This window comes from Sporichthya brevicatena, from assembly GCF_039525035.1.
GTDB classification, from domain to species: domain Bacteria; phylum Actinomycetota; class Actinomycetes; order Sporichthyales; family Sporichthyaceae; genus Sporichthya; species Sporichthya brevicatena.
Window position 1 is genome coordinate 69,106 of the sequence record NZ_BAAAHE010000023.1, and the last position, 25,955, is coordinate 95,060.

20 protein-coding genes are annotated in these 25,955 nt (G+C 71.2%); 9 read left to right on the forward strand and 11 right to left on the reverse strand.

The annotated features are described in order from the left end of the window. Positions 1-8 precede the first annotated feature (8 nt). Genes ABD401_RS14535 through ABD401_RS14545 form a run of 3 tightly spaced genes read right to left on the reverse strand, consistent with a single transcriptional unit; the run spans position 9 to position 1,703 of the window. A complete protein-coding gene (locus tag ABD401_RS14535; RefSeq protein ID WP_344605925.1) occupies positions 9-290 on the reverse strand; it encodes a cytochrome C oxidase subunit IV family protein in 282 nt (93 codons plus the stop codon). A 10-nt stretch (positions 291-300) separates the two neighbouring features. Next, the gene (locus tag ABD401_RS14540) at positions 301-894 is read right to left on the reverse strand and encodes a cytochrome c oxidase subunit 3 (RefSeq protein ID WP_344605926.1); all 594 of its coding nucleotides are present in this window, start codon (positions 892-894) and stop codon (positions 301-303) included. A gap of 32 nt (positions 895-926) precedes the next feature. After that, positions 927-1,703, reverse strand: coding sequence for a hypothetical protein (locus ABD401_RS14545; protein WP_344605928.1), 777 nt, complete (start codon positions 1,701-1,703; stop codon positions 927-929). A gap of 68 nt (positions 1,704-1,771) precedes the next feature. Between ABD401_RS14545 and ABD401_RS14550 the strand changes: the two genes are divergently transcribed. Both ABD401_RS14550 and ABD401_RS14555 read left to right on the forward strand, forming a co-directional pair. Continuing rightward, on the forward strand, positions 1,772-2,410 hold the full coding sequence (locus ABD401_RS14550) for a TetR/AcrR family transcriptional regulator (protein WP_344605930.1): 639 nt from the start codon (positions 1,772-1,774) through the stop codon (positions 2,408-2,410). Between the two features lie 61 nt (positions 2,411-2,471). Further along, positions 2,472-4,388, forward strand: coding sequence for a penicillin-binding transpeptidase domain-containing protein (locus ABD401_RS14555; RefSeq protein WP_344605932.1), 1,917 nt, complete (start codon positions 2,472-2,474; stop codon positions 4,386-4,388). On the opposite strand, the gene ABD401_RS14560 is transcribed toward ABD401_RS14555, so the two are convergent. Continuing rightward, complete coding sequence (locus ABD401_RS14560) at positions 4,321-4,641, reverse strand: hypothetical protein (protein WP_344605934.1); 321 nt, start codon at positions 4,639-4,641, stop codon at positions 4,321-4,323. The genes ABD401_RS14555 and ABD401_RS14560 overlap by 68 nt on opposite strands. Positions 4,642-4,881: 240 nt before the next feature. On the opposite strand from ABD401_RS14560, the gene ABD401_RS14565 reads away from it, so the two are divergent. Together ABD401_RS14565 and ABD401_RS14570 are read left to right on the forward strand one after the other, a co-directional pair. Continuing rightward, the gene (locus tag ABD401_RS14565; RefSeq protein WP_344605936.1) at positions 4,882-6,768 is read left to right on the forward strand and encodes a hypothetical protein; all 1,887 of its coding nucleotides are present in this window, start codon (positions 4,882-4,884) and stop codon (positions 6,766-6,768) included. Between the two features lie 50 nt (positions 6,769-6,818). Next, positions 6,819-8,261 carry a multicopper oxidase family protein gene (locus tag ABD401_RS14570; protein ID WP_344605938.1) on the forward strand — a complete coding sequence of 481 codons (1,443 nt, stop codon included), beginning with the start codon at positions 6,819-6,821 and terminating at the stop codon, positions 8,259-8,261. A 7-nt stretch (positions 8,262-8,268) separates the two neighbouring features. Here the strand turns inward: ABD401_RS14570 and ABD401_RS14575 are convergent, their stop codons facing one another. Both ABD401_RS14575 and ABD401_RS14580 read right to left on the reverse strand, forming a co-directional pair. Beyond that, positions 8,269-9,453: an aminoglycoside phosphotransferase family protein gene (locus ABD401_RS14575; RefSeq protein WP_344605940.1), complete on the reverse strand. Its 1,185-nt coding sequence runs from the start codon at positions 9,451-9,453 to the stop codon at positions 8,269-8,271. A gap of 3 nt (positions 9,454-9,456) precedes the next feature. Continuing rightward, complete coding sequence (locus tag ABD401_RS14580; RefSeq protein WP_344605942.1) at positions 9,457-10,986, reverse strand: ABC transporter substrate-binding protein; 1,530 nt, start codon at positions 10,984-10,986, stop codon at positions 9,457-9,459. A gap of 110 nt (positions 10,987-11,096) precedes the next feature. Between ABD401_RS14580 and ABD401_RS14585 the strand changes: the two genes are divergently transcribed. Together ABD401_RS14585 and ABD401_RS14590 are read left to right on the forward strand one after the other, a co-directional pair. After that, positions 11,097-11,729, forward strand: coding sequence for a TetR/AcrR family transcriptional regulator (locus tag ABD401_RS14585; RefSeq protein WP_344605944.1), 633 nt, complete (start codon positions 11,097-11,099; stop codon positions 11,727-11,729). An 11-nt stretch (positions 11,730-11,740) separates the two neighbouring features. Further along, positions 11,741-13,204, forward strand: coding sequence for an LVIVD repeat-containing protein (locus ABD401_RS14590; RefSeq protein ID WP_344605946.1), 1,464 nt, complete (start codon positions 11,741-11,743; stop codon positions 13,202-13,204). A gap of 333 nt (positions 13,205-13,537) precedes the next feature. Here the strand turns inward: ABD401_RS14590 and ABD401_RS14595 are convergent, their stop codons facing one another. Further along, positions 13,538-13,867 carry a hypothetical protein gene (locus tag ABD401_RS14595; protein ID WP_344605948.1) on the reverse strand — a complete coding sequence of 110 codons (330 nt, stop codon included), beginning with the start codon at positions 13,865-13,867 and terminating at the stop codon, positions 13,538-13,540. Between the two features lie 537 nt (positions 13,868-14,404). Between ABD401_RS14595 and ABD401_RS14600 the strand changes: the two genes are divergently transcribed. From ABD401_RS14600 to ABD401_RS14610, 3 genes are all read left to right on the forward strand, one after another. Next, positions 14,405-14,962 carry a Rieske (2Fe-2S) protein gene (locus ABD401_RS14600; RefSeq protein WP_344605950.1) on the forward strand — a complete coding sequence of 186 codons (558 nt, stop codon included), beginning with the start codon at positions 14,405-14,407 and terminating at the stop codon, positions 14,960-14,962. A gap of 195 nt (positions 14,963-15,157) precedes the next feature. Beyond that, complete coding sequence (locus ABD401_RS14605) at positions 15,158-16,570, forward strand: nitronate monooxygenase (protein ID WP_344605952.1); 1,413 nt, start codon at positions 15,158-15,160, stop codon at positions 16,568-16,570. Positions 16,571-16,608: 38 nt separating this feature from the next. Next, positions 16,609-17,766, forward strand: coding sequence for an acyl-CoA dehydrogenase family protein (locus ABD401_RS14610; RefSeq protein WP_344605954.1), 1,158 nt, complete (start codon positions 16,609-16,611; stop codon positions 17,764-17,766). Between the two features lie 2 nt (positions 17,767-17,768). Here the strand turns inward: ABD401_RS14610 and ABD401_RS14615 are convergent, their stop codons facing one another. From ABD401_RS14615 to ABD401_RS14630, 4 genes are read right to left on the reverse strand one after another with little or no spacing between them, the layout of a single operon-like run. Next, positions 17,769-19,289, reverse strand: coding sequence for an ABC1 kinase family protein (locus tag ABD401_RS14615; protein ID WP_344605956.1), 1,521 nt, complete (start codon positions 19,287-19,289; stop codon positions 17,769-17,771). Continuing rightward, positions 19,286-19,828: a DUF4334 domain-containing protein gene (locus tag ABD401_RS14620; RefSeq protein ID WP_425566153.1), complete on the reverse strand. Its 543-nt coding sequence runs from the start codon at positions 19,826-19,828 to the stop codon at positions 19,286-19,288. The genes ABD401_RS14615 and ABD401_RS14620 overlap by 4 nt, the downstream gene beginning before the upstream one ends. Before the next feature lie 55 nt (positions 19,829-19,883). Beyond that, positions 19,884-20,129 (reverse strand): CBU_0592 family membrane protein, encoded by a 246-nt coding sequence (locus ABD401_RS14625; protein ID WP_344605958.1) that lies wholly within the window; start codon positions 20,127-20,129, stop codon positions 19,884-19,886. Between the two features lie 29 nt (positions 20,130-20,158). Continuing rightward, complete coding sequence (locus tag ABD401_RS14630) at positions 20,159-25,927, reverse strand: ATP-binding protein (protein WP_344605960.1); 5,769 nt, start codon at positions 25,925-25,927, stop codon at positions 20,159-20,161. Positions 25,928-25,955 lie beyond the last annotated feature (28 nt).

Consider the following 25,955-nt stretch of genomic DNA (forward strand, 5'->3'; position numbering starts at 1 on the left):
CCGGACCCTCAGGCCAGGGCGTAGGTGCCCAGGAGGACCACGAACAACACGGCGCAGTAGACCTCGAACGCCGCACGCAGGACGACCGGAGCCGAGCGGAGCTCCATGAAGTACAGGCCGACCAACCGGATCTTGATCGCGCCGATGCCGATCACGACCGCGGCCGCGAGCGTCCCGTGAGTGATCATTTCTTCGCCCCCGAGGGCGAACGACAGCACCGTGAAGACGACCAGGGCCGCCCACACGAGCGTGGAACTCTTCGTCGCGGACGTGTGCGTCACCGTCGTCATGGCAGGCCCTTCAGTGCATCAGGTAGAGGGTCGCGAACAACATGATCCAGAGCAGGTCCACCAGGTGCCAGAAGGTCGCGATGCCTTCGAGCGCGCCGTTCCGGTGGGTACCGGTGAACGACGGCCGGGCGAGCCGGGCCGCGAAGAGCAGTGCTGACATCCCGATCAGGACATGGGCGAGGTGGACGCCCGTGAACATGAAGTAGTAGGCGTGGAATTCGTCCCCCGCGGGGCGGTGCCCGTCCTGCACGAGCGTCGTGTACTCGATCGCCTTCACACCCGCGAAGATCAGACCGCACGCTACGGCGGCCAGCAGGAGACGAGGCGCCCGCGGGTCGCGTTCGGCAGCACGGCGCACGCCGAGCACCACGAACAGCGAACTCGTCAGCAGGACGATCGTGTTCAGGACACCCCACTCGACGTGCAGCGTCTGCTGCGCGGCGACGAACTCCGCGGGGTCCTGACCGCGCAGCGCGAGGACCATCACGAAGAAGACCCCGAACACGAGCAGGTCGCCGAACACCAGCACCCAGAGTCCGGGTTCGCCGGGAACGTGGCCCGGCTTCTGCCCGGCACGCGGGCGAGCTACGGCATCGACAGTCATGGGCAGTTCTCGATTCCGGACTAAGGAGAGGGTTACACCGACTCGCGGACTCGCGCGGGCTCCGGGGTGCTGACGGTCGACCGCAGGGCATAGGCCATGTCGATCGCCGTCGCGTCGCCCTCCTCGGCGTGCTGGCGGTTGCTCGCGCGATGGGTCAACCACGACATGACGAACGACCAGATCGTGTAGTCGACGACGGGGATCCACCACGGCCACAGGCCGTCCCAGGCGAAGGGACCGGTCTTGGCGTACGTGAGGAACATGGCCATCGGGAACCCGAAGGCGAAGTAGAGGTTCGCGTAGCCGGCCCAACGCGGGTAGACCGGATCCGCGCTCTTGTCCTCGAGGATGCACAGCGCGATCGCCAGGGCGCCGACCATGGCGAAGACGAACGGCATGAGGAACCAGATGAACGCCATGTCGTGGAACGCCTGCGTGATCTCCGGGTTCCGATCCGGACGGAACGCCGCGACGGTCCAGGTGAGCGCCTGCACGCAGAACAGGAACGACGAGCAGACCCCGCAGCCGAGCTGGAGATAGGTCCACATCGGGCTGCGACCGCTCTCGATCCGGCGCAGCTGGGCTGAGATCGCGGCGAACCACATCATCGACCAGCCCGCCGCACAAAGGTTCATCATCGAGAAGAACCGGATGCGGTCGTGCTTCTCCTCGTACATCGCCGCGACCTGATCCGCGGTCATGTCGGGGCCCGGCACCGGCAGCCAGCCGGTCACGACCATCCCCACGAACATGAAGACCAGCGTGATCACGCCGCTCCACGCACAGAGGGCGCGGAGGTGCTTGTTCATCGTCCACCTCTGAGTCAGACGTTATGTCTGACTCAGACATTACGTCCGACTCGGATAGACTGTCCAGTGTGACGGCGAAACCGAGTGCGCAGGCGGAGTCGGGGCGCAAGCGCCGCGAGGCGTCGCGGACGGAGATCCTCGCCGCCACGCGGCGACTCCTCGCTCGCGAGACCTCGGTCGCCGACCTGAGCGTCGATCGCATCGTCAGCGAGGCCGGTGTCTCCCGCGCGACCTTCTACGTCTGCTTCCCCGACAAGGTTGCTGTCGTCGCGGCCCTCGCCCAGGAGTCGCTGGCGTGGCGCGAGTCGGTCCACGCCGAGGTCCTCGCGGACCCGAAGCTGACCCGCGAGCGGCTCGACGAGCTGATGCTCACGATCGTCGGGCACTGGCAGGCGAACCGGCCCGTGCTCGCCGCGATCATCGAACTGGCCGAGCACGACGCCTCGTTGCGTGGGCCCTGGCGCGCCGCCGTCACCGAGGTCGCCGAACAGGCCGCCGCGCAGTTCCGGGTTCGCTGGGAGGAGAGCGCCGCCGCCCCGGACGACCCGGACACTCTCGCCTCCGTCTTCAGCTGGATGCTCGAACGCAGCTGCCACCAGCTCGTCGTCGACGACACCAGCGCGAAGGCCGTCGCCCTCGCGATGTCCGAGATCCTGTGGCGCACGCTCACCTACCCGCCGCCGCGGAAGTCCCGCGCCAAGGGTTAGGCCCAGTCGTTGGAGATGTCATCTCCAACGCAGAAGGTGAGCCAGCGCCTAGGGTGCTGTCATGTCGCACGGCCGGTCTTCCCTTCTCCTCTCCTCATCTCCTCGCCGGCGGCTCCGCGCCGTCGCCGGCGCCGCCTCGGTCGCGCTGCTGCTGGCCGGGTGCGGGCTGCTCGGCGGTGACGACAACAGCGACGAGATCACCGCGGCGGGGACGGCGTTCCTCGAGGACTGGGCGGCGGGCCGGTACCCCGAGGCGGCGGCGCGGACGACCGACCCGGCGAAGGCGGAGCAGACGCTGACGTCGGTGTCGGACGCCCTGCGGCTGTCGAGCCGCACCCTCCGGCCCGGGGCGCTGACCGGGTGCACGAACGACGAGCCCTGCCAACTCGGGTTCGAGGCGACCCTCTCCCTCGCGACCCTGGGCGACTGGACCTACGAGGGCGCGCTGACGCTCACTCAGGCCGCGGAGGCCTGGCAGGTCGACTGGAGCCCCGCGGTCGTCCACCCGAAGCTCACCGCCGACACCGCGCTCGCGCGCGTCCGGGAGCTGCCGCCGCGCGCCCCGATCCTCGACCGCGAGAACCGGCCGCTGGTCACCGACCAGGAGGTCGTCCGCGTCGGGATCACCGCGGGCAAGACGCTCGACACGAGCATCCGCAAGCTGGCCCAGGTGCTCGACCTCAACTACGACACCCTCGCCCAGCGCAGCAAGAGCACGCCGACGAGCCAGTTCGTCGAGGCGGTCGTGCTGCGCAAGGCCGAGCACGACGCGGTCAAGCTTCAGCTCGACGACATCCCGGGCGTCCTGGAGCGGCCCGACACCCTCCCCCTCGCCCCCACCCGGCAGTACGCGCGGGCCCTGCTCGGCGCGGTCACCCCCGCCACGAAGGAGACGCTGGAGAAGGCCGGGCCCATGGCCTCCAGCGCCGACGAGGTCGGGTCGTTCGGACTGCAGGCGAAGTTCCAGCAGCAGCTCGCCGGGCTTCCCGGTGGTCGTGTCAACCTGATCAGAACCGCCGACCGCACCGTCGTCGAGACCCTGCACGAGTTCGTCGCCAAGCCCGGCTCCCCGGTCCAGCTCACCCTCGACAAGCGGGTGCAGGACGCGGCCGAGAGCGCGCTCGCCTCGGTGACCAACGGCGCCTCGCTCGTCGCCATCGACACCGAGACCGGCGACGTCCTCGCGGTCGCGAACGGCCCCGCCGACCGGTCCGCCGAGGACCGCGCGTTCTCCGGCCGGTACGCCCCCGGCTCCACCTTCAAGGTCGTCACCACGACAGCGCTGCTGCGCGACGGCCTGAAGACCACCGACACCGTCCCGTGCCCCGCGACCGTCAACGTCGGCGGGAAGCGGTTCGAGAACTACGACGGGCTCGGCGCACTGGGCAGCGTCCCGTTCCGCAAGGACTTCACCGAGTCCTGCAACACCGCCTTCATCACCCGCGCCGGCGACCTCGCGCCCGACGGCCTGACGCAGGCCGCCGCGGCCTTCGGCCTCGGCTCCGGCTGGGACCTCGGCGTCCCCAGCTTCGCCGGCAGCGTCCCCACCTCGACCAGCCCGATCGACCAGGGCGCCGCCGCGATCGGCCAGGGCCGGGTCCTGATGAGCCCGCTCGCGATGGCGTCGGTCGCAGCGACCGTCGCCTCCGGCACCCCGCGGGCGCCCCGGGTGCTCATGGATGAGGAACCGTCAGAAGCCGGCGAGCCACTGCCCGAGGCCGAGACCCTGCGCGAGCTCATGCTCGCCACCGTCCGCGAGGGGACCGCGAACGTCCTGCAGATCGCCGGCGAGGAGATCGGCGCCAAGACCGGCACCGCCGAGTACGGCAGCGGCGACAAGGCCGGGCTCCACGCCTGGATGATCGGGTTCACCGGGCGCATCGCGTTCGCGGTGATCGTCGAGGACGGCGTCAGCGGGTCGAAGACCGCGGGGCCGGTCGCGCGTCGCTTCCTGCTCGCGGTCCGCGGCCTCGACTGAGAAGGTTCGACGCCGCCCGCGCGCCGACCCGGTCTGCGACCACGACCTCCAGCAGGAACTGCGCGTCCTCCCCGCAGACCGGGCACGCCTCGACGTGCCGCCGCATCGCCGGATCCGCCGGACGGTTCGCCGCCACGTGCTCGACGTACGCGCAGAGCAGGTCGAAGCACTCGTCGCAGCTGAGGTACGGACCGGCGTCGAACGTCAGCGCGGCAACTACGTCCTGCAGAGACGGTGCGAGGGACGGGCCCATGCTGAACTCCGGTTGGTGAGGACGTTGCGTGGGTGTCGCGACACCGCCGCGTCTTACGCCCTGGTTCCGAAGAAAAGTCCAAGAGCGCCGACGGGGTAAGACCGAGCGCTCTAAAGCCAACTAAACCAGGAGAAAGACCTCCCCCTCCCGGGCGCGCCGGACCCGCCTGTCGACGCATCGCCTCTGCCACACGCCGACACCTCCGCCCGACCCTGACCTGGCCAAGGAGCGTGCGTAGCCGTGCCGACCGTGCGTCGCCAACTGATCGCCCTGTTCGGAACCGGTGCCCTTCTCGGCGCCGCGGCCCTGCAATTCCTCACGTCGGCGCCGACGGCGGCCGCGTCCGTGACCGTCGTGACGTCCAGCGTGACCGCGAGCGACGGTCAGGTCGTCACCGCGACCAACCATCTCGTGCAGGACACCCCGGCGATCGCCGCGGCGAAGCAGAAGTTCATCGAGCGCGCGCTCAGCGGCCAGGACCCGGCGACGAAGCATCTCGTCGGCAGCGACGGCTCGATCCGCCACGAGTACCTCGTGGTCTGGGCCGGCGACGCGAACGCGCTCGACAACACGACCGCGACGCTGCCCGAGACCCCGCTCGACGTCGACACCAAGGGCGTCCCGGACTGGGTCCGCGACAACTCGTCGGCGCCCGACTTCCTCGCGGTCATCGACGTCACCCGCGGCTCCCCCACCTACGGCGCCGTCGTCAACACCGTGACGACCGGGCCGTTCGTCGGCAACGAGCCGCACCACATGCAGTACATGTGGCACAAGGGCGACCGCATCTACACCGGCAGTCTCTTCACCGACATGACGTACGTCTTCGACGTCACGAAGCTGCCGCTGATCGAGATCACCGGCGTCAACCTGCCGACAGACACCCCGTGCGGCTCGGTCCCCGACGCGTACGTGACGCTCAAGGACGGCACCGCCTACGGCACCTACATGGGCGGGGCCAACCTCCCCGGGCCGTGCAAGTACACGAACGGCGAGGTGCGGGTCAGCAACGGTTTCGGCGGCTCACCCGGATCCCTCGTCCGCGTCGGCCCGCACGGCAACACGCTCTCCGAGGTGCCGGCGGCCGTGCTGGGGCCCGAGGGTCCGTGCAACAGCTACCCGGAGCTGCCGACGGCGACGTGCGCCAACCCGCACGGCATCCAGGCCCGCGAGGACCTGAACCGGCTCATCACCGCGGACTACGCCGAACCGCGCAACATCATCCTCGACCCGGTGACCGCGCCGGACCCGTACATCTTCCGTGACACCGTGCGGATCTGGGACATCACCGACCGGAACAACGCCAAGATCGTCTCGGTGTCACACCTGCCCGACGGACCCCGCAACCCGCGCGACCCGATGCACAACGAACCGCGCGGCGTGATGGAGGTCGGTGTCACGCACCTGCCGCAGCACAAGGGCGCGTTCGCCTCGTCGTCCTGCGGCGGCGTCATCTACTACACGCCCGACATCACCGCGAAGCAGCCGGTGTGGCGCGAGGTCTGGGACGTGACGGCCTCGACTCTCCACCACGCGCCGCAGTACCGCGGCGACGGCGGCTGCAGCGGCGCGAGCTGGGTGCAGGTCAGCCTCGACGACAACTACCTGTTCCACATCGTCATCGGCGCCGGCCCCGGCTCTCCCCTGCCGCGCTCGACCGAGGACAAGCAGGTCTACGTCCTCGACATCCGCAAGCTGCTGAAGGCCGGCACCGACACCACGTGTTCGATCGACAACTACGACGAGGTCGTCCGCGGCGGCGTCGAGCCCGACTGCCCGACGCTCAGCGACACCTTCCGGGTCGACGACCGGTCGTCGGGTGGCCCGCACTGGGGCGCGATGGACAACTTCGCCCTCGGCAGCGACGGGTTCTACCGGGAGACGACGAACGTCAAGCGCATCGCGTTCGCCAACTCCTTCGTCGCCCGCACCACCGTCGACGGCAACCACGACCTCTGCCTGCTGAACTTCCGCAAGGGCAAGCTCAGCCTCGACGAGGACTTCATCGACGAGCACGAGGGCACCCCGTGCGTGAAGTTCGACCGGACCGCCTGGCCCCACGGCGCGTTCGGGGACGCCAAACCTCACGCGATGGTGTTCGCCGTCCCCGACGAGTACGTGAGGTAGTCCCGATACCCTGCTCGTGCCATGACGAGCTGCACCACCACTCACGTCGTATGCGGGACGCGTTGAGCATCACGCGACGCCGGGCGCTGGCTCTCGGAGGAGCGGCGGCGTCCCTCGCGGTCGGCGGTGTCGCGTGGCGGCAAATGGGTGGGTCGGACCACCTGCAGCCGGCGGCGGTCGAGGCGCCGTTGCGGCAGCCCGCCCTCCTCGACTCCCGGAACGGCCGGCTGCAGGCGACCCTCACCGCGGCCGTCGGCACGGAGCTGGCCGGACACGCCACCCGCGGCTTCAGCTACAACGGCACGTCGCCGGGACCCACCCTGCGCGTGCGGCCGGGTGACGAGATCGCGCTGCGGTTGGTCAATCAGCTGCCGGACATGACGAACCTGCACACCCACGGGCTGCGGGTGTCGCCGACGGGACCGTCGGACAACCCCTTCCTCGAGATCGCGTCGGGCACGGCGTTCGACTACCGCATCCGCGTCCCGGCGGACCATCCGGTCGGCACGTTCTGGTACCACCCCCACCACCACGGGGTCTCCGCCGACCAGATCTTCGGCGGCCTGGCCGGCGCGCTGCTGGTCGTCCCGCCGGGGAAGCCGGTGGACATCGACGTGGCTGAGGACCTGGTGCTGCTGATCGGCGACACCACGCTCTCCGGGGACGGGACGCCGGTCGGCCCCTCGCACGACGATCGGGTCATCGGGCGCGAGGGCAAGCTCCTCCTCGTCAACGGTCAGGCGCGTCCGACGATCGCGGCGCAGGCCGGCACCTGGCAGCGGTGGCGGCTGATCAACACCTGCACCTCACGGGTGCTCGACATCGGCCTGCCCGACCGCGCGGTGGTCCAGGTCGCCCTCGACGGCAGTCTGCTCCCGAGCTCGGTCGAGCAGGAGTGGGTCCGTCTGAGCCCGGGCAACCGCGTCGACGTCCTCGTGCCCGCGTCCGCGGCCGGCCGCTTCCCGGTCCTCGCCCGCGGCGTCGATCGGGGCAGCCACGGATCGGCGAAGGCGTCGACCGGCACGACCACGCTCGCGATCCTCGACGTCGCCGGCAGCGGGGCGCAGGCACCGCGACCGCAGGTGCCGACGGCGTCCGCTCCCGGCCTGCCGCGCCCGACCCGCCAGCGCGTCATCACGATGACGATGGGCCGCGGCATGTCCTCGGACATCGCCTTCGGTTTCGACGACAAGCTCTACGACCCGCAGCGGATCGACCAGGAGGTCACCGCCGGCACCACCGAGGAGTGGCTGCTGAACAACGCGGGGCCGCTCGCCCATCCGTTCCATCTCCACGTGTGGCCGTTCCAGGTCGTGGCGACCAGCGACAACCAGCCACCCGGCCCGGTGCTGCAGGACGTCGTCCTCGTCCCGCCGTGGAGCTGGGTCCGCGTCCGCATCCGGTTCGACGGCCACCAGGGCAAGACCGTCTACCACTGCCACATCGTCGACCACAGCGACGCCGGGATGATGGGCACGATCCAGGTCGGCTGAGGGTCAGTCAGTCCCGGAGCAGGTCGAGGGTGCCGAGGTCGAGCGCAGCGGTCGTGACGCGGCGGACCGTCTCCATCATGACGTCTTGCGGATGCGGCGACGGCATCAGCTTGCTGAGGCCGAGCGTGCCGAGCCACATCAACATGCCGTGGGTCATCTGCCGGCTGTACTGCGCGAAGGCCTCGTCCGGGGAAGGCGGCGCGATGCCCGCCTTCACGAGGTGCTCCCCGTGCAGGGTCACCAGGTCGCGCTCCCACTCCCGGCGGTCCTCCGGCGGGAGGTGGGTCGCCAGCGCGTACGCGACGTCGCGCGCCCATCCGCCCGTCGTCAGGCAGGCGAAGTCGAACAGCCCCATCCGCCCGTCGCGGGTCACGTACCAGTTGCTGGGGTGGACGTCGGTGTGCAGCAACGTCTGCGGACCCTCGACGTTGAGCACCATCGCGCGCATCAGCGCCGGATGGATTTCGTCGCGCCGGGCGTAGATCTCCGGCGGAATGACGTCGCGACCGCGCTCGACCCCGACGGCCATGCGCTTCTTCGCCGGCAGCGTCGCGTTCAGTCGCTCGATGTACTCGACGGAGTTGCGGATCCAGCCCCCGAAGCGCCGGCGGATGGGCGCGTTCCAGTACCGGGCGTGGATCGTCGCCAGGACCTCGATGAGGCTCTCCGCCTGCGCACGATTGAGCTGACGGGTCATCACCGTCCCGAAGACGGCGCCCCGGGTTTTGCCGATGTCCTCGAGGATGAAGAAGCCACGCTCGGTCAGGGGGTCGTAAGCCGTGTAGTACCCGTGCGGGGCCTCGATGTCGAGTTCCGGACGCAGGTGGGTGTAGAACGCCGACTCGACCTCGTTGAGGTTGACCGCGGCCGAGAGCATCCGGGTCGTGAACGTCGGGCACGACTTGGTGAACAGATGCTCCGGCAGCCCGGCCTCCCGCCCCGCGCGGTTGTACCGCACCGTCAACGGGCAGCGCGCAGTCGCGCCGTCGTCCCGCTCACCGAACTGAAAGGACGTCACCTCGGCGCCGGGTACGCCGTCGCACAGGGCCAGCGTCAGCCACTCACGCGTGACGGAGTCCGGCCCGGGCGGCACCTGCCGGAGGGTGGCCGGGTGCGGCTTGGTGATGCGCTCAGCCGCGTAGCTGCGCGCGACCTTCGCGGTCATCTGGACGAACTCCAGGCGGGGGTCCATTGCTCAGAATCCCTTCGGAAGGCCCTTGAAGCACTCGAATTTGCTGCCCAGCGGAGCGCTGTAGCCGGTGGTCGTGAGGTTGAGCAGGGCGTAGCAGTCGTTCGGGTCCGGTGGTGCGTTCTTGTTGAACGTGATCGGCGAGGAGAGCCCGTCGAGCTTCTCGTTCTTGATCCGCCACAGGCCTTCGAGGATGAGGCCGGTGGTCACCGCGCCGCTGCGGGCCTGGTCGGCGACGTGCGAGATCGCCTTCTCGAACAACTTGCCGGCCGCCCAGCCGCTGATCAGGTTCTGGTCGAGCATCGAGCCCGCGGCGAAGCGGTTGTACGCGGCCTGGAATGCCTTGGTGCCCGCCGTGTCCTGCGCGAGGTACGGGGCGTTCGGGGTGCCGAGGAAGACTCCCAGCTTGCGGAAATTCGCGTCCTGCGCCGCCTCGGCGTTCACCGACAGGGCGGACGTCGCCGTCGGGGGTGAGTAGCCCAGCGAAAGGCAGGAGCGGGCGAAGCGCGCATCCCCCGACCCTTCGAGCGCGACGAAGATGGCCTCCGCGCCGGCGGCCTTGAGCGCCTGGCACTCGGCGGTGTAGTCCGGCGAGGTGATCGAGGAGACCTTGCGGACGACGACCTCCAACCCGGAGAGCTTGGCCATCGCGTCGAAGTTCTGGTTGATGGTTCCGCAGATCGCGGCCTCGACGCAGTAGATGAGGCCGACCTTCTTGGTGTTGGCCTTCAGCGCCGCCTGCTTGATCGCGCCGGCGTAGGACGCCAGCGGACCGCCGCCCTGCGGGAAGAACCATGGGCTGGAGTACCACGGCGTCTCAATGAGGTCCCCGCCGATGATCGGCATCTTGTTCTGCTCGGCGAAACGCTTGGCGGCCGAGAAGGTCGTCGGGACGTTCACGGCGATCATCGCCACGACGCCCTTGCTCTTGAGCGAACTGAGGTTGGAGCTGACACGCGCCGGGTCGGCGCCGTCGTCCATCTGAATCACCTGCACCGGGTGGCACTGCACTCCCCCGGCGGCGTTGACGGCCCGCGACCACAGCGCGATACCGGTGCGCACGTTGATCATCGGCGACCCGATGATCCCGGAGAACGCACCGGTCTGACCGAGCACGATCGGCGCCAGGGACTGCCGGCACGGCGCGTTCGGCCCCGTGGGGACGGTGGCGTTCGTCGCCGCGCCCGTAGCCGTTCCGCCGGTCTTCGTCCCCCCGGCGGTCGTTCCCGGCGCCGGCGCGGCGACGGGACCGGTGTTGGCGGCGGCCGCGGCCGGAGCGCCCGGCACCGGCGCCGCCTCGACGCTGCCGGCCGCCGGCACGCCCAGCGGACCTGCACCCAGGTCCGCCGCGACGGGCGCCCCGTTCCCCACCGCGGACTGTGCGGCGAGGGCCGATCCGTCGGCGGCCGCGATGGCCTCGGAGGACATACGGGTGCCGCACCCGGACAACGGCACGACGGCGGCCAGCAGCCCGGCGACCAGGACATGGCGCGCGCCGAGTCGTCGTTTCCAGGGGCTCGCGAGGGCGGCGTTCATCGGACGCTCCGATTGTCGGTTTACACCTGACATCTGACACTAAAGCGGTTTATGTCAGGGGTCAACGCCAAACAGCTGACATCTGACGGGATTTGTAATACGCTCCGGCCATGCCAGCAGAACCGGCGTCCGAGACCGTTCCCGTGCGGCGGCGCGTCCTCGACGCGGCGCGCGACTGCTTCAAGCGCTACGGCGTCGTCCGGACGCGCATCGAGGACGTCGCGCAGACCGCCGGCATCAGCCGGCCACTGCTCTACCAGTACTTCGACGGCCGCCAGGGCCTGATCGCGGCGCTGGCCGAGGACGAGATCGAGCGCATCATCGAGGAGAACCGCAAGCGCCTCCCGGTGGGTGCCAGCTTCGCGGAGACCGTGCTCGAAGGGTCCCTGGCCGCGATCGACATCGGGCGCAGCGAGAACCTGCTGCCCGAACTGTTCGAGGCCAGCACCCTCGACGACCTGCCGAGCCTGCTCCTCGACCCGACGCGGGCCCCGTACGCCGCAGTCTCCGGACTCTGGAAGCCCGTCTTCGACCGCGCCCGCGAGACCGGCGAACTGCGCAGCGATCTCGACGACGCCGATCTGATCGAGTGGCTGGCGTCGGTCCACTACGCCTTCCTGCTCCGCCCCGACGTCGACCCGAAGCGGCAGCGGCAGCTTTTCGAGCTCTTCCTGATTCCCGCTCTGCTCAGCGGCGCACCTGCGCCCGCGATCCCGAAACGAAGCAAGCGCAAGTCTTCTTGAGGAGGTTCGCGGTGCGAGCTGGCGTGATGCTCGGTCTGGCGGGTGCGCTGTTGCTCCCCGCGATCGCGGGAAGCGGTTCGGCGGCACAGGCGGACCAGTTCGAGTCCGCGGTGCCGCGCGCGGTCTGCGGGCCGGGGTCGTCGCCGGAGTCGGGATTGCAGGGGCAGGTGCCGCTCGCCGACCGGCAGAGCGGGCGCAGTCAGCAGGGCTACTCCTGCAATCTGGAACTTCTCGGCCGCTACCAGGGTGAGGGCACGACCTGGGTCAACCCGCAGTACCGGCACTGCGCCTACCACGCGACCTCGATGGCCGGCATCGGGAAGAAGAAGTCCGAGGGCGTCCAGGTCATCGACGCGAGCAATCCCCGCAAGCCGCGACTGAGCACCAACCTGACGAGCCCGGCGATGTTCAGCGGCACGTGGGAGTCGCTCAAGGTCAACGAGGCGCGGGGACTGCTCGCCGGGGTCTCGGTCGGGCCCGTGATCGGAACGCTGGCGTTCGACGTCTACGACATCAAGACCGACTGCACGCGACCGAAGCTGCTCAACTCCGTCGCGGGCACCGAGTTCACCGTTCCCGCCTCGACGCTCAACCACGAGGGCCAGTGGTCGCCGGACGGGAAGACCTACTGGGCGACGTCGTTGGCCGGTGGCGGCATCACGGCGATCGACGTCAGCGATCCCCGGAGCCCGCGGATCGCGGGCGTCGGCACCGTCGGTGTCGTCAACCACGGATTCGAGCTCAGCGCGGACGGGAACCGGCTCTACCTCACGACCGCGTTCCCCGCCGGCGTGATCGTGCTCGACGTGAGTGACATCCAGTCACGCAAACCCGCGCCGATGATGCGCGAGGTCGGCCGGGTCACGTGGGGCGGCGAGGTCTCGCTGGGCCAGCACGCCATCCCCGTCACCTGGGGCGGCAAGCCGTACCTGATCGCGGCGGACGAGTTCTCCGGTGAGGACGTGCACATCGTCGACATCGGCGACGAGACCCGACCGACGGTGGTCCGTCAGATCCAGCTGGAGATCAGCCGTCCGGAGAACGCAGACCTCGCGGCGCAGGACGCGGCGTCCAACGGACCCTTCGGTTACGACGTGCACTACTGCGACGTCGACCGGCGCACGAACCCGACGGCGCTCGCGTGCGGGTTCTTCAACTCCGGCGTCCGGGTGTTCGACATCCGCAACCCGTTGAAGCCCCGCGAGATCGCGTACTTCAACCCGCCGGCCCAGGTCGGCAAGCAGTCCCTGCTCCCAGGTTCGGAGCACGCTCAGCACCCCCTGATGTACATCTCGAACATCTCGGCCTACCGCGACGCCGGCCCGACCGGGGTCACGATCTCCAACATGGCCGACCTCACCGCCGACTACTGCGGCTCCCCACCCCGCTTCGTCGGCCGCGACCAGCTCTGGGTCAGCTGCCAGGACAACGGCTTTCTGGCACTCCGGTTCACCAACAACGCGTTCCGGCGGTAACCCGCGCGGAGGCTCACTCAGGCGGACTTTGTCCAGCAGCTCGCGGCAGAACCGCGCTTCAACCACAATCAGATGCCATGGCCACGAGTTACGTGATGACGGTGACGCGGAGCGGACAGGTACCGCTCCCCGCAGCCGCACGCGCTCGGTGGAATACGCGCCGCGTGGTTGTCGTCGACCTCGGGGAACGACTGGTCGTGCGCCCCGTGCCGGAGAACGTGGCCGCGGACCTCGTTGGAAGGTACGCCGGGCGCGGACCGAGTGCGGATGTCGCTCGTCGACGCGCCCGACGGGACGAGGGCTGGGCTTCGCGCCCCTGATCGCTCCGACGGATCAGTAGTCGCCCGGGACGGCGGTTCTGCGGATCGCCGCCACCCCTTCTTCGTCACGTTTGTGTGCGGCATCGACGGTGAGGCCGCTCGGGCCGAATCGGGCGACGAAGACGCGCGGGCCACGTTCGGCGGTGAGAACGATCTGTTCCTCCGCGCGACCGCCGCACGACTTGCTCGGGTACTCCTCGCTCTTGAGCGGGTGCCACGGGCCCCCGGTGGGCGTCAGGCACGACCACCGCGGATCCGCCGCCGACTCGTTCCTCACGTACCAGGCCGGCACTCCGCCCGGCGGGTCGGTCCGCGTCCACCCGTCGCGGACGAGTTGGTCCACCACAGAGGCCGGGCGGGCCGTGCTGCTCCACGCGGCGCCGACGGAGCGTCCGGCGGCGCTTCGGCCTCCCCCACGATGCCTTGGGGGCGCGGGCGGCCACGAGGGGTCCGGTCGCCAACCCCAGGGCGGCACCCATCCCGGCGGCGGTTCCGGCCAGCCCGGAGCAGGGACGAACCGCTTCTCACCCCAAAGGCCCACGACCGAAGTATCGGCCGCAACCGACCGCGTCTGACGATCCGTTCTGTCGCATTCGTCGGCAACGTCGGCGTCCTCGCGGTCGGCGCTCGCGCGAGCGCTGTCGGCGCGGGGTTGGGGCTCGGACTTTTTGGCGCGCTGACCTGGCCCGACGTCCGGACGACGCCCTGCCGTTCGTCCGGCGAATTCGGCCGCTCGGCGCAGGTGGGCGACCGGTTGGCGACCGCTCCGGCTGTCCACAACACCGGGGCGAACGGCCGAGGTACTTCAACCCCGCTGCGAAATAGGGTCAGAACGCCCGAACCCGTACTTTTCTCACGCCCGCCTGAATCGGAGGCCCCCATGGCTGCTGCGGAAACGCCCCATCTCCCCGACGAACCGGAAGGCGCACCCGGCCGGCGCGCCGTCCTCCGGGGAATCTCGGCGATGGGACTCGCCGCGTTCACCGTCCCGATGGCGCTGAGCTCGAACGCCGTCGCGACGACCGAGGCCGAGACCGCCACCCTCCCGAAGCCCGACCCCAAGAAGAAGGGGAAGAAGAAGGGCGCCGCGAAGGGTAAGAAGGGCGCCGCCAAGGGCGGCAAGCTCGTCAAGGACGGCGACACCCCCATCGCCTCCACCGAGGACATTCCCGTGAACAGCGGGGCGCTCTTCGAGGCGGACGAGTACATCATCACCCAGCCGAAGGCCGGCCAGTTCCTGGGCTACGACTCCCTCTGCACCCACGAGGGTTGCCCCGTCGACGCCTTCGACACCCCCGGCGAGATGAACTGCTCGTGCCACGGCGCGAAGTTCGACATCAAGAGCGGCAAGGTCCTCGACGGCCCGGCCAAGAAGCCGCTGCCGAAGAAGCCGATCATCGTCGAGGGCGGCCAGATCTACAAGGCGAAGAAGGCCTGATTCTCTCTCCCCGCGCCCCGTCGAGGACCCCCGCCGCGACGGCGGGGGTCCTCGTTCGTACTTGGAGCTGACGGCACCTCAGATCACTCGGGGCATGGACCGACAGCCCGGCGAAGAAGGGCCCTTCGGCCCTGTCCCGCCGGTTCCCGGTGAGCGAACCTACGGTTGCGTAGGTTCGCGCGTTGGGGGGTTCGAATGACCAGACCGCTTCCCCGCATCATCCAGGGAGGCATGGGCGTCGGGGTGTCGTCGTGGCAACTGGCGCGCGCCGTGGCGCAGGCCGGCCACCTGGGCGTCGTCTCGGGCACCGCGCTCGACGTCAGCCTGGCCCGCCGCCTGCAGGACGGTGACCCGACGGGCGACCTGCGCCGTGCCCTGCACGCGTTCCCCGACCTCGCCATGGCGCAGCGCGTCCTGGACCGGTACTTCCGCCCCGGCGGCCGCCCTCCCGGGACGCCCTATCGGCCGGTGCCGCGCCCGGCGGTGCAGTCGCGCACCGCCGCCGACGAGCTCACAGTCGTCGCGAACTTCGTCGAGGTGTGGCTCGCCCGCGAAGGCCACGACGGGACGGTCGGCATCAACTACCTGGAGAAGATCCAGGTCGCCACCCCTGCCGCGGCGCTCGGCGCCCTGCTGGCCGGCGTCGACTACGTCCTGATGGGCGCGGGCATCCCCCGGCAGATCCCGCGCATGCTCACCGACCTCGCGGCTGGCCGCCCCGGCGGCGTCGACGTCGAGGTCGACGGCGGCGACCCCGTCCGCGTCGAGATCGACCCGCGCGGCCTGCTCGCCGAGCACCTGCCGGCGCTGTCGCGCCCGCACTTCCTCGCCATCGTCTCCGCCACGGTGCTCGCCTCCTACCTGGCGCGCGAGGAGTCCACGCGCCCGGACGGCTTCGTCATCGAGGGCCACCGCGCCGGCGGCCACAACGCGCCGCCGCGGACGAAGGACACGAGCGACGACGGCGAACCCGTCTACGGCCCGCGCGACGAGGTCGACCTCGGGAAGGTCGCGACCCTCGGTCTGCCGTTCTGGCTCGCCGGCGGCTACGGCTCACCCACCCGGCTCGCCGAGGCGCTCGCGGCCGGTGCCACCGGGGTCCAGGTCGGCTCCCTGTTCGCGCTGGCGGAGGAGTCCGGACTGCGCCCCGACCTGAAGGAGTCCCTGCGCCGCCGGCTCAGCTCCGGCCACCTCGACGTCCGGACCAGGGCCGACGCCTCGCCGACCGGCTTTCCCTTCAAGGTCGCCGCGGTCCCGGGGACGGTGGCCGACCCGGAGGTCCACGCCACCCGACCGAGGCTGTGCGACCTCGGCTACCTCCGCACGCCGTTCCGGACCGCCGACGGGCATCTCGGTTACCGCTGCGCCGCCGAGCCCGTGGACGTCTTCGTACGCAAGGGCGGCGACCCCACCGCCACAACCGGACGCGTCTGCCTCTGCAACGCCCTGCTGGCCACCGTCGGCCTCGCTCAGACCCGACCCGACGGCTTCACCGAACCGCCTCTGCTCACCCTCGGGTCCGACCTCGACTCCCTCGAAACCCTCGCCGCGCGCCACCCCGAGGGCTGGACCGCCACCCAGGCGCTCCGATTCCTGGAGCCGGCCTGATCCTGGCGTCGATCCGGGCGATCGGAAAGACTCGGGCCGTGCTCGACGAAAGCTCCGTGTCGGAGATCCTGGCCACCGTCCGGTCGTTCATCCGTAACGACGTGGTTCCGCTCGAGGCGGAGATCGACGCCAACGACGACGTCCCCGCCCACCTGCGGAAGGCGGTGAAGGAACTCGGGCTCTACGGGTTCGCGCTGCCGGAGGAGCACGGCGGCCTCGGGCTCTCGATGTACGACGAGGTCCGACTCGTCATGGAGCTCGGGTACACCACGCCGGCGCTGCGGTCGCTGTTCGGGACCAACAACGGGATCGCCGGGCACACCCTGATGGCCGGGGGTTCGCCGGAGCAACAGGCGGAGTGGCTGCCGAAGATCGCGAGCGGGGACGTCGTCGCGTCGTTCGCACTGACCGAGGCCGAGGCCGGGTCCGACCCGTCCCGGCTGAGCACCTCGGCCCGGCGCGACGGCGAGGACTGGGTCCTCAACGGCACCAAGCGGTTCATCACCAACGCACCGAGCGCCGACGTCTTCATGGTCTACGCGCGCACCGACCCGGACGCCGCGCCGGCCCGCGGCATCTCGACCTTCCTCGTCCCGAAGGACAGCCCCGGCCTGACCGTCGGGCCCAAGGACGCGAAGATGGGCCAGTTCGGGGCCTGGACCGCCGACGTCTACCTCGACGACGTCCGCGTCCCGCACGCCAACCTCATCGGTGGCGACGCGGGGCTGCACCGCGGCTACCTCACCGCCATGCAGTGCCTCGCCCACGGCCGGGTGCACATCGCCGCGGTCTGCGTCGGCCTCGCCGAGCGGCTCGTCGACGAGACCGTCGGCTACGCCGCGACCCGCGAGCAGGGCGGGCAGCTCATCGGCGAGTATCAGCTCATCCAGGGCCTGATCGCCGACTCGGTCACCGAGTACCGCGCCGCGCGCAGCCTGGTCCTCGACGTCGCCCGCGACTTCGACTCCGGCGCCGACCGTCGCCTCGGCCCGTCCGCCGCGAAGTACTTCGCCTCCGAGGCCGTCGGCCGCATCGCCGACCGCGCGGTCCAGGTCCACGGCGGGTCCGGCTACATGCGCGGCATCGCGGTCGAGCGCTTCTACCGCGACGTCCGCCTGTTCCGGATCTACGAGGGCACCAGCCAGATCCAGCAGGTCATCATCGCGAAGCAGGCCCTCCGCGACCGGATGACGTAGCGTCAATTCTTGTTGCGATAATTCACCCAGAGCGCGGCGGCGCCGAGACCGAGGATCAGGCGACGCATCTTCTTCGCCCGGGCGTCCTCGCGGTCCTGGGCGATCAGGAGCGCGTCGTCGCGGGTCCGGAGCACGAACTGGCCGTCGAAGACGGACTGCGCGAGGTACCGGGCCTGCTCGGGCAGCGAGTACGCCGCGATGAAGGTCTCGTTGGCCAGCCGCATCAGCTCCCCGCCCGCGGCCATGCCCTTCGCCTGGTCCCGGAGGACATCGCCCATCACCTCGCGGAACACCTCGACGGGCGTGAGCTCCGGAGCGATCGCGCGCAGCGTTCCCTCGAGGTTCGCCGACGCCTTGCCGAACAACGCGACGGCCGGGTTGACCGCGATGCCGCGCTTCGAGCAGAAGATCAGGAACTGGTTGAAGGTCGCGCCGAACTCGGCGTTGTCGAGTGAGAGGTTGACCACCGACGGGACCCAACGGCCCATGTCGTTGAGGAACCCGGGGACATCGGAGCGGGTCGTCAGCGTCGACATCTCGACGACGGCGCGGCCGGCCGCCTGCCCGTCGTTCAGTGCCATCGCGAGCATGAACCGCGTGTAGCCGAGCGCGGTCCGGCGGTCGATGCGGCCGATCATCCCGAAGTCGATCAGCGTGGCCGGCTCCCCGACCGCGACGAAGATGTTGCCCGGGTGCGGGTCGGCGTGGAACACCCCGTCGACGAGGAAGCCGCGGAACAGCAGCTCGGACGCGTCACGTGCGATGGCACGGCGCTCCTCGCCGGAGAACTGCGTCAGGTCCGCCGAGCGGATCGACCGGCCCGGGGCCCGGGTCATGATCAGGACTTCCTTCGTCACCTCGACGACGTCCGGCACCGTCAGGTGCTTGTAGTCGCGGGTGTACTTCTGGAAGGCCTCGATGTTCGCCGCCTCGACGGTGAAGTCGATCTCCGGACGCATCGCGACGAAGATGCTCTCCAGCATCGCCTCCGGCTGGAACAGCTCGGCCTGGACGGGGAAGCGCCGCATCACGAGCCGGACGGCCTGCGCGAGGATCTCCATGTCGAGGCGCGCCTGCGCGGCGACGTGCGGGCGCAGCACCTTGACGACGACCTCGCGACCGTCGTGCAGTGTCCCGGCGTAGACCTGTGCCATCGACGCCGCACCCAGCGGGCGCTCGGTCTCGATCGTCGCGAACCGGGTGCGCCAGTCCGGCCCGAGGTTCTTCACCAGGACGTGCTCGAACTCGTCGAACGGACGGACCATCACTTCTTCGTGGAGATCCTGCAGTGCCTCGATGATCGTCGGCGACACCATGTCCGGGCGCGTGGAGAGGACCTGGCCCATCTTGATGTAGAGCGGGCCGAGTCCCTCCAGTGCCTCGCGGAGCGCGCGGGCCCGTTCCCGCTCGGCGACCAGCGGGTCGACGTCCGTCCGGCGGATCCGGCGGGCCTGCCGCGTCGCCTCGCTCGTCAGCAGCTCGCCGAGGATCCGCGCGACCTCGGTGACGCGCTGGCGCTTCACGCCGACTCCCGGGTCAGGACGAAGAAGTCCGGCTCCGGCATCCCGCGCCGGTCCATGACGCCGAGCAGGGTCGTGTCGTCGACCCGGCGGAAGACGTCGATGATCGGAAGGTGGTCGTAGACCATCGCGGCGGTGACGACTCCGCGATGCTCGAGGTTACGCAGCCGCGCGCGGTGGCGCCGCGTCCGCAGCCCCAACCGCAGGACGCCGAGCAGACCGCGCCCCTTCGCCACCACCGACGCGGGCACCTTGTCCGCGAGACCGACCGGGACGCGCCGCGGGTCGACCGCGAACACCGAGTCCGGGTCACCCCCGATCGAGAACAGCAGCGGATGCACCGACTCGGCGTCGTCGAACTGCTTGCCGTACCAGCCGGACGCCTGGAGGATCCCGTCCATCGGATGGCCGGTCGGCAGCTCACGGCCCCGCCACCGCCCCCGGATCTCCTCCGCCCGCACCGCCGGCAGCGAGTCGAACAGCTCCCACGCCTGCGCGGCGGTCGCGCCGGACTCCAGCTTCTGCAGAGCGACGATCGACACGGCGGAGCTCCCCGGGGTTGGCGGACCTTCTCCCACGATCCTCGCGCATCCGGCCTCACGCCGTCGCGGGCCGTCCCATCGCGAGGCGGACCAGGCCGACGATCGCGACCACGGCCCAGACGACGTTGAGCAGGAGGAAGCCGTAGTTCCCGCTGGTCGCCGCGACGGTGGCGAGGATCGAGCTCCCCAGCGCGTTGGCGAGCAGGTACCACGGACTCCCGGTCGAGAGCCCGAAGCGCTGGTTGCCGATGAACCCGGCCAGCACCAGGAACGCCCCCACGAGTTGCACGATCTGCCCCATGGGCGCTCATCTTCCCCGGACGCGCCGGGTTACTGCACGGGCCCCAGGACCTCGGTGAGGACGTCGCGGAGGTCGTCGAGGCGGACGGGTTTGGCGAGGTAGGCGTCCATGCCGGCGGCGGTGCAGGCGTCGCGCTCGGCGGCGAGGGCCCCGGCGGTCATGGCGACGATGCGGGGCGGGCCGTCGGGGAACGTCATCCGCCGGATCGTCCGGGTGGCCTCCAGGCCGTCCATCTCGGGCATCTGGACGTCCATCAGCACCAGGTCGTACGCCTGGGTCTGCAGCGCCGCGACGGCCTCGAGGCCGTTGCCGGCGACGTCGACCGCGTCGTGGCCCAGGTTTCTCAGCTGCAGCCGGGCGACCTTCTGGTTGATCGCGTTGTCCTCGACGACGAGGATCCGCAGCGCGCCGGACGCGGCCGGCTCCGCGCCGGACGCGGCCGGCTCCGCGCCGACCGGCGGCGACTGCGCCGGGATGCCACGCATCGGCTCCAGCACCCGCAGCAGTGTCTCCGCCAGCGCCCGCAGCCGGACGGGTTTGGTGACGGTGGCGGCGAACAGGCGCCGGTCCCCGCCGGTCAGTCCCTCGCCGATGTGGGTGACCGCCACCAGCGGCGCCCCGCCCCGGCGGAGCGCCTGCGCCTCCGCCGGCGCGATGCCCTGGTCAACGATCGCGACGTCCCAGCTGCCCTCGGCCACGGTGCGGCATCTCAGGCCCCACGCGGTGAGCTGGTCGACGATCGCGGTGCGCAGCAGACCCTCGGGCAGCGCGACCAGCACCGCCCGGGACCGCAGCGCGGCCATGCTGTCGGCCGCGTCCGTCGACGTCCGGCCCACCCGGACCCGGACCGTGAACTCCGAACCCGCGCCGGGCTCGCTGCGCACGGAGATCTCGCCGCCCATGGCGGTCGCGAGGCGACGGCTGATCGCCAGCCCCAGCCCGGTCCCGCCGTAGAGCCGCGTCGTCGAGGCGTCGACCTGGCTGAACGGCGCGAACAGGCGCTCGATCGCGTGGTCCGGGATGCCGATGCCGGTGTCCGCGACCGCGATCTCCAGCGTCAGGTCGTCCGGGCCGGAACCCGGCACGGCGCGCACGCGGACGGCCACGGAGCCGGCGACGGTGAACTTCACCGCGTTCGACAGCAGGTTCACCACGACCTGACGCAAACGCGTGACGTCGCCGAGCACCACGGGCGGGCACGACGCGTCGACGGTGCTGACGAGCTCCAGTCCCTGGTGCGCGGCCGAGTTCGCGACCAGCTCGACGGCGCTGTCGATCAGCTCGACGACGTCGAACGGCGCCTTCTCGATGTGCAGCTCGCCGGCCTGGATCTTCGAGTAGTCGAGGATGTCGTTGATGATGTCGAGCAGCGCCTCGCCACTCGTGCGCACCGACGACGCGAGGTCGCGCTGCTCGCCCGAGAGCGGCGACTCCAGCAGCAGACCGGTGAACCCGATCACGGCGTTCAGCGGCGTGCGGATCTCGTGGCTCATCGTCGCGAGGAAGGTCGACGAGGCGGCCGCGGAGGCGAGGGCGGCGTCGCGGGCGGCACCGACCTCGGCGACGGCTTCCGCGAGTTCGGCGGTCCGTTCGTCGACCCGCCGCTCCAGCGTGCGCGTCAGGTCCTGGATCTCGGCGAATCCCTCGGCGTTCTCCAGGGCCGCGCCGGCGAGGGTCGCGATGAACTCGGCGAGCTGCGCCTCGTTCTCCCCGAACAGACCGCCGACGCGACGGTGCTCGGTGTAGACGCACGCGACGGGCCGGCCGTGCACGTGGATCGGCGCACACAGCACCGAGCGAATGCCCGACAGCACGAGGCTCTCGCTGGCGTCGGCGGCGGTCTCGTCGTCCGGGACGATGGGCCGCCCCTCGGCGAGGGCGCGACGGGCGACGGCCCGGCTGAACTCCCCCGGCGCGTGGCCGGCGACGGCGACGAGGTCCCCGTCCGGCCCGTCGAGTGCCTCGAGCACCAGGCAGTGCTCGCCGCGCAGGAGCGTGGCGGCGGCGTCGCGCACCGCGGAGTACACCGCACCGCGCGAGAGGGCGGAGGCGATCGACCGCCCGGACTCCAGGATCGCGTCGAAGCGGTCGACCAGCGACGGGGTGACCGCGCTCGCCTCGGGCTCCTGCCACTCCTGCTCGGCCAGAACGGCGCGGGCGGTCGACAGGTCGAGGCCGATCTCGCGCCGTCCGGGTTCCGGCTCGAGCGCGGCGAGCGCGACCACGGACTGCGCGTGCTCGTGACGCATGTTCAGGTGCTCGGCGACCGCGAGGCTGCGCTGCAGCAGCCGGCGCGCCGTGCGCGACCGGCCCCGCATCGCGGCGATCAACCCCGCCTCGCGCAGAGCGTGCGGCAGGTTGTTGCGGTACCAGCGGGCCAGCCGCCGGGACCGGCGAGCCGACCGGGCCGCCGTGCGCAGCACCGCACGCCGCCGAGCGGGCAGCGTCGCCGGCAGGGTCTCGGCCTGCAGCCGCAGCGCGGTGGTCAGCCACGGCCAGACCGGCGCCACGTACTCCTGTCGCAGCCCGGCGGACCGGACCATGCCGGCCGCCTCGGTGAGCACGGCGGCGGCCGCGGCCGGGGAGCCCTCGGCCAGCAGGCGCACGCCCTGGGCCTGAAGCACCTCGGCGCTGGTGTGCACGTCGTGGGTGGGACGGCTGAGCTCGGCCTCCATCAACTCGACCGGGACGTGCCCGCCGCTCGCCTTCGACCAGGCCCCGAGGGCGATGCCGCGCGCCTGCGCGTCACCGATCTCCGCCCCGGACGCGTAGACCGCACGCGCGGCCTCGACCGCACCACGGAGGTCGCCGAGCCGGTACAGCGAGAACGCGATGTGCCAGCGCGCGGTGTTGGCCTCCCACCGGTCGCCGGTCCGGTCGAGCAGACGCACGCCCTCGCGGCACCGCGCGATGCATTCCTCGAACCGCGAGGCGCTGTACAGCAGCGCGCCGAGGAAGTGAAGTGACTGACCCTCACCCCAGATGTCGCCGAGGTCGCGACGGATCTGCAGGGACCGCTCGCTGTAGCGGATGCCGCGTTCGAACCACGGGATCAGCGTCATCACCGGCGCGTGCTCGGAGTAGGCCTGCGCGAGCTCGGCCGACGGCGGGTACCGCTCGGCGAGGTTCATGCCGCGCAGGTGCGTCCAGAGCGTCGGCAGCGAGCCGCGCGAGAACCAGTACGTGTGCGCGAGCCGGCTGTGGATCCGGATCGCGACGAACTCCTCCTCGGGCCCCTCCGGTCGGCGACCGACGAAGAACCGCGGCAGCAGCGTGTGCAGCAGCTGCACCAGCAGCTCCTGCATCGCGGCGAGGAAGAAGCCGAACCGGCCGTTCGGGACGCGGTGCCCGAGCGACCGCAGCGCGCTCTCCAGCGCCGTGTTCGCGACCTCCAGCTCACCGCGCTTGAAGGCGAGCTCGCCGAGCTTGCCCTGCAGGCGCGCGGTGGAGATGGCGTCACCGGCGAGGTCGCGCGCGGTCTCGTAGTGGTGGCGCGCGAGGTCGTAGAGCCCCCGCAGCATGAGGACGTCGCCGAGGCCCTCGCCGATCGCGAGCCGGGTGGCGACGTCCGCGGCCGGAGCGCCGCGCTCAGCGATCTCGTACTGCTGCTGCGCCGCGGACAGGGCGTGGCGTCGGCGCGCGCCCTCGGCCGCCAGCAACGCGTACGGCAGCGCCCGCGCGGGCTCCCCGGCGGCGTCGAAGTGGAAGGCGAGGTCGAACGTGTTGTCCGGCTCCCGGGCCTCGAGGCGTTCCGCGGCGAGGCGGTGCAGCCGACGACGCTCCGCCGGCGCGAGCAGTTCGAGGAACGTCTCGCGCAGCTTGTCGTGGACGAACGCGCAGCGGTCGGCGCGGATCCAGATCATGTGCCGGCGGCGGGTCTCCTCGAGCGAGGAGAACGCCGCGGCCGCGGACTGGCCGGCGAGCTCGGCGGCGAACTCGGGGTCGAACTCCTTGCCGAGGACGGCCCCGACCGACAGCAGCTCGCGGGCGGCGGGCGGGAGCAGGCCGATCCGGCGGGAGAGGAAGGCCGCCGCGCGCTGGGACGCGCGGACGTCGGCGAGCGCGACCGGGTCGGTGCCCCAGCCGCCGTCCTCACGGAACAGCGCGCCGGACTCGACGAGTCCGCGCAGGACCGCGGCCGCCATGAACGGGATTCCGTCCGACAGGCGGACGAGGATGTCCGTGGCCTCCCGCGGCAGCGGACCGGCCATGGACTCCGCGAGCTCCACGACCTGCTCCGCCCCCAGCGGCGCGAGCTCCAGCCGCTCGGCGGTCGTCAGGCGCCGCAGCGGATGAGCGGTCTCGACCTCCTCGGTCCGGAACGCGACGACGACCAGCGTGTGCCGCGGCCCCGCGCCGGCGTGCTGGTGCCAGTGCAGCAGGAGCTTCAGGCTGAGGTCGTCGGCCCACTGCCCGTCGTCGAGCAGCAGGACCGCTGGGCGGTCCGGCGTCCCGATCGCCTCGAGCAGGGCCGCGATCGCCTCGATGGTGCGGATCTCGGCGAACGCCTCCGGGCCGAGCGGTTCGGCGCTGCGGCCGAAGATCTCCTCGAGTTCCGGGAGCGCGGCGCTGAGGGCCTCCCGGCGGTCGCCGAGGTGCTCGCGCAGCGCGGAGGCGACGGTCGCGTCCGCGCGGGCCTGGGCCAGCACCTCGGCGGCCATCGCGCGCAGCACCTCGAACGGGCGCTGGGCGGCCTGGTCGACGCCCTGACCGCGGTAGATCCGGGCCCCGCCGGCCGTCGCGCGCGACGCGAACTCCTCCAGCACCCGGCTCTTGCCGCCACCGGACTCGGCCTCGACGAGCACGACCCCACCGTGGCCGATCTGAGCCTGCGTCACCTGGGCGAGGAGGGCACTCATCTCGGCGTCGCGGTGCACGAACGCCGGCTCGGCGAGCGTGCGCCGACGGTCCCGGGCACCGACGACGATGCGCGGCTCGGGCTCGCCGCGGCCGAGCGCAGCGACGATGCTCGACACGTCGGCCAGCGCGGCGTCGGCCGACTGGTAACGGTCGTCGGGGTCGGGCGCGAGCAGGCGGCCGAGCACCTGGTTCACGGCGCGCGGCACCTCGCCGACGAGCGCGCCGAAGTCCGCCACCGAGGTGGACAGGTGCCGGCGCAGGACCTCGCCGAGGGTGGTGCCGGAGAACAGCGGACGGCCCGCGAGGCACTCGTAGAGGACGACGCCGGCGGAGTACAGGTCCGACCGCTCGTCCGGGCTGCGCTCGATCAGGCCGGCCTGCTCGGGCGACATGTAGCGGACGGTGCCGACCGGCACGTCGCGGATCTCCGGGTGCAACCACTCCGTGCGGGCGAGGCCGAGGTCGATGAGCGTCGCCCGGACCAGCGGGGACTCCTCGTCGACGACGATGTTCGAGGGCTTCACGTCGCGGTGCAGGACGCCCTGGTCGTGCGCGTCGCGCAGCGCGGAGAGCACGGCGTGGGCGACGGTGAGCGCGTCGTCGAGCGACAGCGGCCCGGCGGTGAGGCGCTCCTGGAGGCTCACGCCCGGGATCAGGGGCGTGACCAGGCAGGCGAGGTCGTCATCGCGGTCGAAGTCGAGCAGCGGGGCGACCCACTCGCTGCGCAGGTGCCGCAGGACGGCGGCCTCGTGCTCCAACCGGAGGCGGGCCGCGGGCAGCAGGCGCGGGACCGCGGCCGTCTTGACCACGACGCGCATCCCGGTCCGTACGTCCTCGGCGAGGACCGTGCGCACCGGATGTCCGTCCTTGAGCGCACCGAGGACCCGATAGCGGCCGAGGAGCAGGTCCGGGAGCGCGGGGTCGGCGTCTGCCGTCATCGAGCAACCCCCCAGCTCTCCCCTGACG